This is a genomic window from Atopobacter sp. AH10 (assembly GCF_003664595.1).
In the GTDB taxonomy this organism is placed as follows: Bacteria; Bacillota; Bacilli; order Lactobacillales; family Aerococcaceae; genus Atopobacter.
The window spans coordinates 1-7,704 of the sequence record NZ_QXPZ01000004.1 but is presented as its reverse complement, the minus strand read 5'-3'; the positions used below and the strand labels follow the sequence as shown (position 1 = coordinate 7,704).

Annotated in this window: 8 protein-coding genes; 1 reads left to right on the top strand and 7 read right to left on the bottom strand. The window is 34.2% G+C overall.

Annotated features, from left to right (window positions below):
* A partial coding sequence (locus D3H64_RS01660; protein ID WP_121564214.1) for an ISL3 family transposase occupies nt 1-946 on the top strand: 946 nt, incomplete at its 5' end.
* Nucleotides 947-1,317: 371 nt separating this feature from the next.
* On the opposite strand, the gene D3H64_RS01655 is transcribed toward D3H64_RS01660, so the two are convergent.
* From D3H64_RS01655 to D3H64_RS01625, 7 genes are read right to left on the bottom strand one after another with little or no spacing between them, the layout of a single operon-like run.
* Nucleotides 1,318-2,541: a carboxylate--amine ligase gene (locus D3H64_RS01655; RefSeq protein WP_121564212.1), complete on the bottom strand. Its 1,224-nt coding sequence runs from the start codon at nt 2,539-2,541 to the stop codon at nt 1,318-1,320.
* A 26-nt stretch (nt 2,542-2,567) separates the two neighbouring features.
* The gene (gene galE / locus D3H64_RS01650) at nt 2,568-3,602 is read right to left on the bottom strand and encodes a UDP-glucose 4-epimerase GalE (RefSeq protein WP_121564210.1); all 1,035 of its coding nucleotides are present in this window, start codon (nt 3,600-3,602) and stop codon (nt 2,568-2,570) included.
* Between the two features lies 1 nt (nt 3,603).
* The gene (locus D3H64_RS01645) at nt 3,604-4,269 is read right to left on the bottom strand and encodes a hypothetical protein (protein WP_121564208.1); all 666 of its coding nucleotides are present in this window, start codon (nt 4,267-4,269) and stop codon (nt 3,604-3,606) included.
* Nucleotides 4,250-5,365, bottom strand: coding sequence for a hypothetical protein (locus D3H64_RS01640; protein ID WP_121564206.1), 1,116 nt, complete (start codon nt 5,363-5,365; stop codon nt 4,250-4,252). The genes D3H64_RS01645 and D3H64_RS01640 overlap by 20 nt, the downstream gene beginning before the upstream one ends.
* Nucleotides 5,366-5,368: 3 nt before the next feature.
* Complete coding sequence (locus D3H64_RS01635; RefSeq protein WP_121564204.1) at nt 5,369-5,899, bottom strand: hypothetical protein; 531 nt, start codon at nt 5,897-5,899, stop codon at nt 5,369-5,371.
* A complete protein-coding gene (locus tag D3H64_RS01630) occupies nt 5,896-6,615 on the bottom strand; it encodes a nucleotidyltransferase domain-containing protein (RefSeq protein ID WP_121564202.1) in 720 nt (239 codons plus the stop codon). Before D3H64_RS01630 ends, D3H64_RS01635 begins: the two co-directional genes overlap by 4 nt.
* A complete protein-coding gene (locus D3H64_RS01625) occupies nt 6,605-7,477 on the bottom strand; it encodes an NAD(P)-binding domain-containing protein (protein ID WP_233554862.1) in 873 nt (290 codons plus the stop codon). Before D3H64_RS01625 ends, D3H64_RS01630 begins: the two co-directional genes overlap by 11 nt.
* Nucleotides 7,478-7,704: the final 227 nt, after the last annotated feature.

The window sequence follows — 7,704 nt, the reverse complement described above, 5'->3', positions numbered from 1 at the left end:
TCGTAAAATTTTGATGGAGCTAACTAAAAACATTTCCATGAAAGACCTTGCTCAACAAGTCAATGTTTCACCTTCAACGGTTGTTAGGGTGCTAGATAAGGATTTACCTACACCTAGAAAACACAAATCTTATCTCCCTCATCATTTGTCTTTTGATGAATTCAATGCAGGTAATGGTTCACCTAATGCGATGAGTTTTATCTTTAGCGATGCCAAAACTCATCGACCAATGGATATATTACCAGATAGAAAACTACAGTTTCTTACGCATTATTTCCTTCAATATCCAGAATCTGTCAAGCTACAAGTTAAAACAGTGACTATGGATATCTACTCACCTTATATGATTTTAGTGAGCAAAGTTTTCCCAAATGCAAAAATTATCTTAGATAGATTCCATATTATTCAGCATTGGGCAAGAGCCTTTACTAAAGTCAGAATAGAAATAATGAATCAATTAAATAAAGGAAATTCAGAAGATAAGAAAGGCTATAGAAGGATTAAGCGTTATTGGAAATTACTGATCAAAAATCGTTTTGAACTCAAGCAAAGTGCATATAAAAATTATTCATTATTTGAAGGTTTACTCAATCAATCTCAAGTCGTTGAACAGCTATTAAGCTATTCTGATACCTTAAAGAAGGCTTATGATATTTATCAAGAAGGTCTCTTCATTTTCAAACGATTGTCAAAATATCCGTTGGATCATTTACTTTCTTACAAACTCGAAGGAGCTCTTAGGCACTTTAACAGGCCTTTAAAGACATTTAATAAGTATAAGGACTTCATTCTCAACGCCTATAGTTATTCTTATAACAACGGTCATTTAGAGGCGTGGAACAATCAAATAAAAACCATCAAGAAGACTGCCTACGGCTTTCGCAATTTCGAGCACTTGAAGAAAAGATGCTTTTTAAAGATGAATCGCTTGTCAGTAGCGGTGTAAAGCTCACACGCACTTTTACTTTATCCAATAAACGCTCTATGCCAAGAGTACCTTTAATAGGCATGAGCTTGTTTAGGGCAAAGTAGGATAAATATCATCTGTAATATAAAAAACCACTCCCCCGAAGAAGAGTGATTTTCTCTAAAAAATTTACCAACAACAAAATTTGACAAAGTGCCAAAATCTCCCAGCTCAATTGATCGTAAAAAATTGACGAAACGCAAAAAGCTCAAGGATTTAGCCATATATTATCAGCCAACCCTTAAGCTTTTTTAAGTTATATAAATAGTTACACCCGCTTAGTCCTATCTTGTCTGATGATTAAATTTTTTATCCATCTTATTCATCCAATCAAGGATTAACGCGCCCCACTAATTTTGATATTTAAATGCCTTAGAAATATTTCTAAGCTCCTCTACCCTTTGCTTTAGTTCCGCCTCACTTAAACACGAGAACTGAACTAACATGGAATTTTCAACGACATCTCTCGCTTCATTTGACGAATCACCCGGCTTAACAAAAATATATACCTTGTTCGCCCAATTCATCGTGTCTTGAGATGGAGCCCCAATCACCTTCCCCTTTTCCCTATACAAAGAGAAAGTAGCTGAAATACGTTGCGGTCTGGCTAATACGTCAGAATAATCTATTCTTTCTAGATAAGCTTTGTCCGTCAATATTTCCCAATATTCTTTGATCACATCTACTCCATAGCTATCTAAAATTAACTGAGGTATATCTCCTCCGCCGAATCTTTTTCCGACTTCACAAAAAACTATTTCTTTACTTCTGAAATCGTAAAACCACTCAAAGTGAAAAGGCGTAATCTCTCCCTCAACTGAAAATACCTCAAGGACTTTTTGACAAGCTTCATACGCCACTTGCAGGAAATCTTTCCCTTTTTCATATAGGGTGCTCGTTCTGATCAAGTAGTAGCCTTTCGTCCTTAAAGAGTCCAGCAATAGCTCTTCATATTCATGGATGTAAAAGCGTTTGATTTGCTGCCCAAGAGCATATCCATCGCAGGTGATCATTTTGTCGATGTCTACGCATTCTTCAATGAGATAGTTTCCATTATAATACTCCTCTCCCACTACATCTTCCGCCCCTATTTTTTTGATCCCCATAGCTCCCGCTAAATTTCTAGGCTTTAAAACTGCTGTCCTTGTCCGACATTTTTCCCAGAAATAATCCATATCTTCTTTAGATGCCAACAGCCTAAAATAAGGTTGCTTAACGACTCCGTACAAAAACGATCGCATATAATACTTATCTTTAAACAAGAGGTTTGAAACAGCTTTACTATTATGGCAAACAAAATGATCATGCAAAAAGCCCGCTATATCGATATCCTCTTCACTTAAAGTCGTAATGCTCTCAATAACTTCATTCTGCTTTATTTTCCTTATTTCTGCAATAATGTTTGGTAAAACGAAATCTTCTAAAAAAATAACTTTTGGCAACGGATGCCCTTCTTGGCCATAACTATCGTATTTTTTTCGCTGATTTTCAGGCGCTATGACGAGAACATTTTTATGCGCTATACAGTCTAACTTTACCACTCTAGCAGAATATCTAAATAGAACAACATGCATAGTATTTCTCCTTTTCTAATAGATGGCTATTCCTCACTAAAACCGTTTGGATGCTTCTTCTGCCATCTCCACGTATCTTGACACATCTCTTTAATATCACTTCTAGGCTTAAAGCCAAGCAATTGATCAGCTTTTGAAATATCTGCAAGTGATCGTGCAATATCGCCTGGTCTTCTATCCGTTACTTTATAAGGGATAGCTTTTCCAACCACTTCTTCAAAACTATGCAAGATGTCAAACACACTATAGCCACGGCCACTACCTAAATTAATCGCCTCATATAGCCCTTTATCTTGACTAAATATAAACTCCAAGGCTTTTCGATGCCCATACGCTAGGTCATTAACATGGACATAATCCCTAATACAGGTACCATCTGGTGTATCGTAATCTGTCCCAAACACATTAAGATGTGATAATTTTCCAACTGCAACTTGAGCAATATAGGGGACAAGATTATTCGGAACTCCATTAGGATCTTCACCCAAATCCCCGCTCTTATCCGCTCCTAAGGGATTGAAATATCGCAGGCAAATAATTTTCCAATGATCGTCTGAATAAGATAAGTCTTTTAATATCTGTTCAATAAATTGTTTCGTTCTCCCGTATGGGTTGGCAGCTCCCAATGGATTCTCCTCATGGAAGGGCATTTCAGGAACATTTTTGTACACTGTTGCAGATGAACTGAAAACAAAGTTAAAGACTTTATATTTTTTCATTAACTTCAGCAAATTAATGGTTGAGAAAAAATTATTCTCATAATACATCAAGGGATTCATGACTGATTCTCCTACAGCTTTATAACCCGCAAAATGAATCACCCCATCAAAATGATGTTCTTCAAAAACCTTTTCTAGCTTGGCATACTCTTTTAAATCTAACTGATAAAAAAATAAACTATCTTCTTTTTGAGAAATCTTTTTTATCGTGTCGATAACTTTTTTACTAGAATTACTTAAATCATCCACAATAACCACTTCATAGTTCTGTTCAAGTAAATCTAAGACGGTATGCGATCCAATATAGCCTGCTCCACCGGTCACTAACAAGCTTTTCTTCATATTATGCCTCCAGTTTCTTTATCCCATGAATTTGGAATTTATCTTGATCAAAAATAACTTTTTCTGTCCTTGCAGCCACACCAAGAAGACAACCTACTTGAATTTTAGAAAATCGAAAAACTTCTCTTTGTAGTAATTCATAGTCTGTAATGTCTAATAAATTGTAGCTTTCCTCTTTATAGATCAAGTTGGATTGATTGAATAAAATCAACGGTCTCCGATCTACTGAGTCAGTTTGCATTAAACTACTTTCATCTCTGTTGAAAGAAAAATTAAAGCGAAATACGCCTTCTTTTCCTAAATGAATTTCCTTTTTTTGAAATTTAAACTTCTCATCAAGTTCTTTGTAAAAACCTAAATAATAGCCTCTAATCAAAGAATACGGATGAGAAACGTAAGATACAATAGGAAAATAATACGACTTGTCGTCAACAAGAACAGGAATCTTAATCAATACTTCTGTGTAATCAATTGCACAATCCTCATTTATCTCTGAATGCATCTTAGATACAGTAAGATTCAGTTGATCAGTAGCCTTTAATTGCTCTAATAGCGATCCATCCAAATACTTTTTATCCGGATATAATATACTCATATCAACTGATTGATCTAGCTCAACTTCAAGGGTTATATTCTCCCCTTCAAATTTATTTGGTAATCTTATCATACTTTGCCGACTTTTTCCCTTCTATGATCTTTGCAATAGTAGCTTTAAACTGCTCGATCGAAAGAGCTTGCTCCACAAATGGTATATCTGTAAAATATTGAACATTTTCCAGCTTGTGGTTGACTCTTGTCAGGGTTAAATCTCCTGATAAATGATGGAATAGCAAATCCGTTACCCCATACCTATCACGCAAAATATCTTTAGAATACTTGGCCATTAATTGTGGATAGTATGCCTTCATCTTATCCAGTTCTTTTTTTAAAAAATCACTATAACTAGGCGACAAAACTGAACATGCTCTTTCAATCTCATGCTTGGTCACGCTAGCATACACGGCAAATTTCTTTAATAATTTCTTTGTTGTATGTCCTCTGTAATTCCCTGTTAATTTTTCATGGCTTTCGGATAATTTAAGCAAACAATCCAATAAAGAAACTAGCCTGATGTTCTCTTGGAAATCGATATATTCAGAAAAATCACTTGCCATTCCCAAGTTAAAAATTTCATCAGCCTGCAAAAATTTTGCAGGAATCTTTTTATAGAGAATATATTCTAATAATTCCAGATAAAATTTGTTGCTATTTATCTCAAAATATCGTTTCCCTTGCCATTTAAAAATTGTGCAATCGACAACAGGTACAAATCGTTGACCATGATGGGCAAAAACCTTTAAGTAGCTCCCTACCTTTTCTTCCCCAATAAAAAAAGGCATATCTTCAGAAATAACTTCGTACTTATTCTTTTTCAAAATTTCACTAGCAAAAGGATCGGTCGTCACAAAAAAGTATTCTAATTCTTTCGCTAAATATTTTTTTATCTCAGTTAAAACATCTAACAAAAACTCTATTTCAAAAGAGCTTCCCTTATCCACTAACAAAAAATTATCCGTTCGATTATATATCTCCCAGTAGGGATTAATCGACTCCAATTCTAAGACTTTTGTCCAGATTGTTTCTTGATAGTAAAAATAGGCACCTTCTCTCAATTGACTAAAATCTTGTCCCATTAAGGCTGAACCTATAAACCATTCATTTTTGGTAAACCCGTTATTTTGGAGTTCAATTACTTCATATGTGTTTAAAATTTCAGAATACATGTGTCATCCTTTCACTTCGTACAAGCACCATATCATTTCTGGAGAAAAAGTTTCACGAACTTTAATTCCTAAATTATCATCAAGCAAGGCTTGGCTCACTATAGTGAACCGATACGCTTCTTTTTCCCACAACATTTTTGCTACAACCTTACTCGGCGCAAAATCTATCGGAATATCCATTCTTTTCCTATCCAAATACTCTGTCATAAAAAATTTTGTTGCAGGATGAATGACAGCCTTATTCTTTACGTATTTCTTATTCTCCACCAAAACCATTGTTTGAGTAAATGAATGAAAAACCTCTACAATTCTTAATAGTCGATGATATTCAAAATTGAAATCTTTCCACCCATAATCAGAGAAACAACTTTCAAAAGCTACAGGCATAAGGATGTACTGTCCTCTTAAATTACTGATGTTGGCAATGATCCTATCAAAACTACTGTAAAGTTTGACAGCATCGAATTTACTCCTAACATATCTAATTGCTTTAACACAATCTGTCGTTCTTGGTCCTAATGTATTGAGTATCATTTATCCTCCAGTGAAAATACGCATTCATTAAAAGTTAATCCCTGATTTTCTAATGACACTCTATTTCTGACATGGTCATAGAGCTGGGAATTAAAATCAACGCAAGTAAAAAAATATCGACTTGAGCCTAGCATCTGTATATGGTGTTTTTTTAATAATTTATTGATTGCTTTAAAATCACAGCAATCAATTCTTTCCTCTATATTATTTAATTTCTGTAATTCCCTCCAAATGTTGTTAATTTTCCCCAGCAGAGCCTCATTTGCTCCGGCTAAATATTTAGATGAATAATAACAATATTCTTGCACTAAAGATTGATTCATTTCTACTCGGTTCACTGAAGCATCCAAGGCTTCCACAACTTCATTTTTTATAGACAAACCATCATATAGAATATTATTGACACATCTTATACTGGAGATGACACCACGATACCTACTCTTTTTAATCCTATCTTTTAAGCAAAAAATTAAAGATATTCTTGACTGACAACTATACAACTTAACCAGAAAGTTCTTAACCCAATCTATCTGATCTATATTCTCTACAACAAGCAATATGTCTACGTCTGATTTCATTTCTCCATTTTCTATCCTAGCTTCTCCTCGAGCTAAAGATCCTGTCAGTATGACTGAAACCCCTTTGACTTGATAGCGATTAAAGATCGCTATTAATGCTTGTATATCTTTTTCAACCACTAACACCTTATTCGTCATATTCCCGTCCTATGGCCGTAAAGTCCCTTCCAGCATTATGATGCAAAGCATTTTTATACTCTTCCACTAAGTAGTTTATTTCCCTTAAACGGCGATGAAACACAGAAGTATTTGCATACTCTAAATCTTTGACCATATAATCAATTTTAAAATGGATATCATCAAAATCTTGACGATCCATCTGATCTAGTTTAGCGTCACAAACTAAGCTCATCCACCCATCGCTACAAACTATTTTTTTCGCTAATTCCAAAGATGTTGAAGAGAAGCCATATTTCCTAGGATTAAACAATTTGAGAGAATATAGAATGTAAGCACCCCATGCATTATAAAGCAACTTAAACCGTGTTGGCTCAGTACTTTTTTCAAAAATATAGATATTTTTGGAAATAAGCTCCAACACTTGCATCACTTCTTTTTTAGCTTTCACTTTTTCTTTTTCCATATACAAAAAAATGGACAAGTTTCCGCTTTCACTTCCAAGTTTACTTCCCGTTACCGGCGCTTCTACAAAACACGCCCCTCTAGCTTCAACGCACTCTTTATACTTTTTTACATCTGAAATTTTTAAAGTAGTAAAATCAACGACTGTTGTCTGATGAGCAAATGTAGCAAATGCTAACTTATCGTTTATAAAATTGCTTAATTCATTACTATCCCTAAAACATGTGATAACTATATCCACACAAGCTAACTTACTCCCCAGCTCCTCCTCTTTGATAAGAGATACACTTTCGCTGTATTCTAAGTGCCTACTATATAGAAAAATGTCATATCTATCGGATTGCAGCAAGTTCTTTATGATGCCTTTAGTCATCACACCGTATCCAATAATTAGGATAGCCTTTTTTATAATAAACACACTCCCCTTGTTTTTTTACGATATTAGCACTTTTACTATTTTTTCTCTAGAGCTTTTATTTTTTTTTTAAAAAAATATCATTTTTAAAATCTAAAACTTTTATTTATTACATGCTATATGTAGTTTATAGCAGATTTATTTGTATCACTACAATATACCCTAAATCCCCCAAAATTTATCCAATACTCAAAAGAAAATGATCAAAAATCTTTATTTTACAAGATTTT

Coding starts and splice junctions, on each gene's coding strand:
- D3H64_RS01630 (WP_121564202.1), bottom strand. CDS start 6,615: ATGACGAATAAGGTGTTAGTGGTTGAAAAAGATATACAAGCATTAATA.
- D3H64_RS01645 (WP_121564208.1), bottom strand. CDS start 4,269: ATGATAAGATTACCAAATAAATTTGAAGGGGAGAATATAACCCTTGAA.
- galE (WP_121564210.1), bottom strand. CDS start 3,602: ATGAAGAAAAGCTTGTTAGTGACCGGTGGAGCAGGCTATATTGGATCG.
- D3H64_RS01635 (WP_121564204.1), bottom strand. CDS start 5,899: ATGATACTCAATACATTAGGACCAAGAACGACAGATTGTGTTAAAGCA.
- D3H64_RS01655 (WP_121564212.1), bottom strand. CDS start 2,541: ATGCATGTTGTTCTATTTAGATATTCTGCTAGAGTGGTAAAGTTAGAC.
- D3H64_RS01640 (WP_121564206.1), bottom strand. CDS start 5,365: ATGTATTCTGAAATTTTAAACACATATGAAGTAATTGAACTCCAAAAT.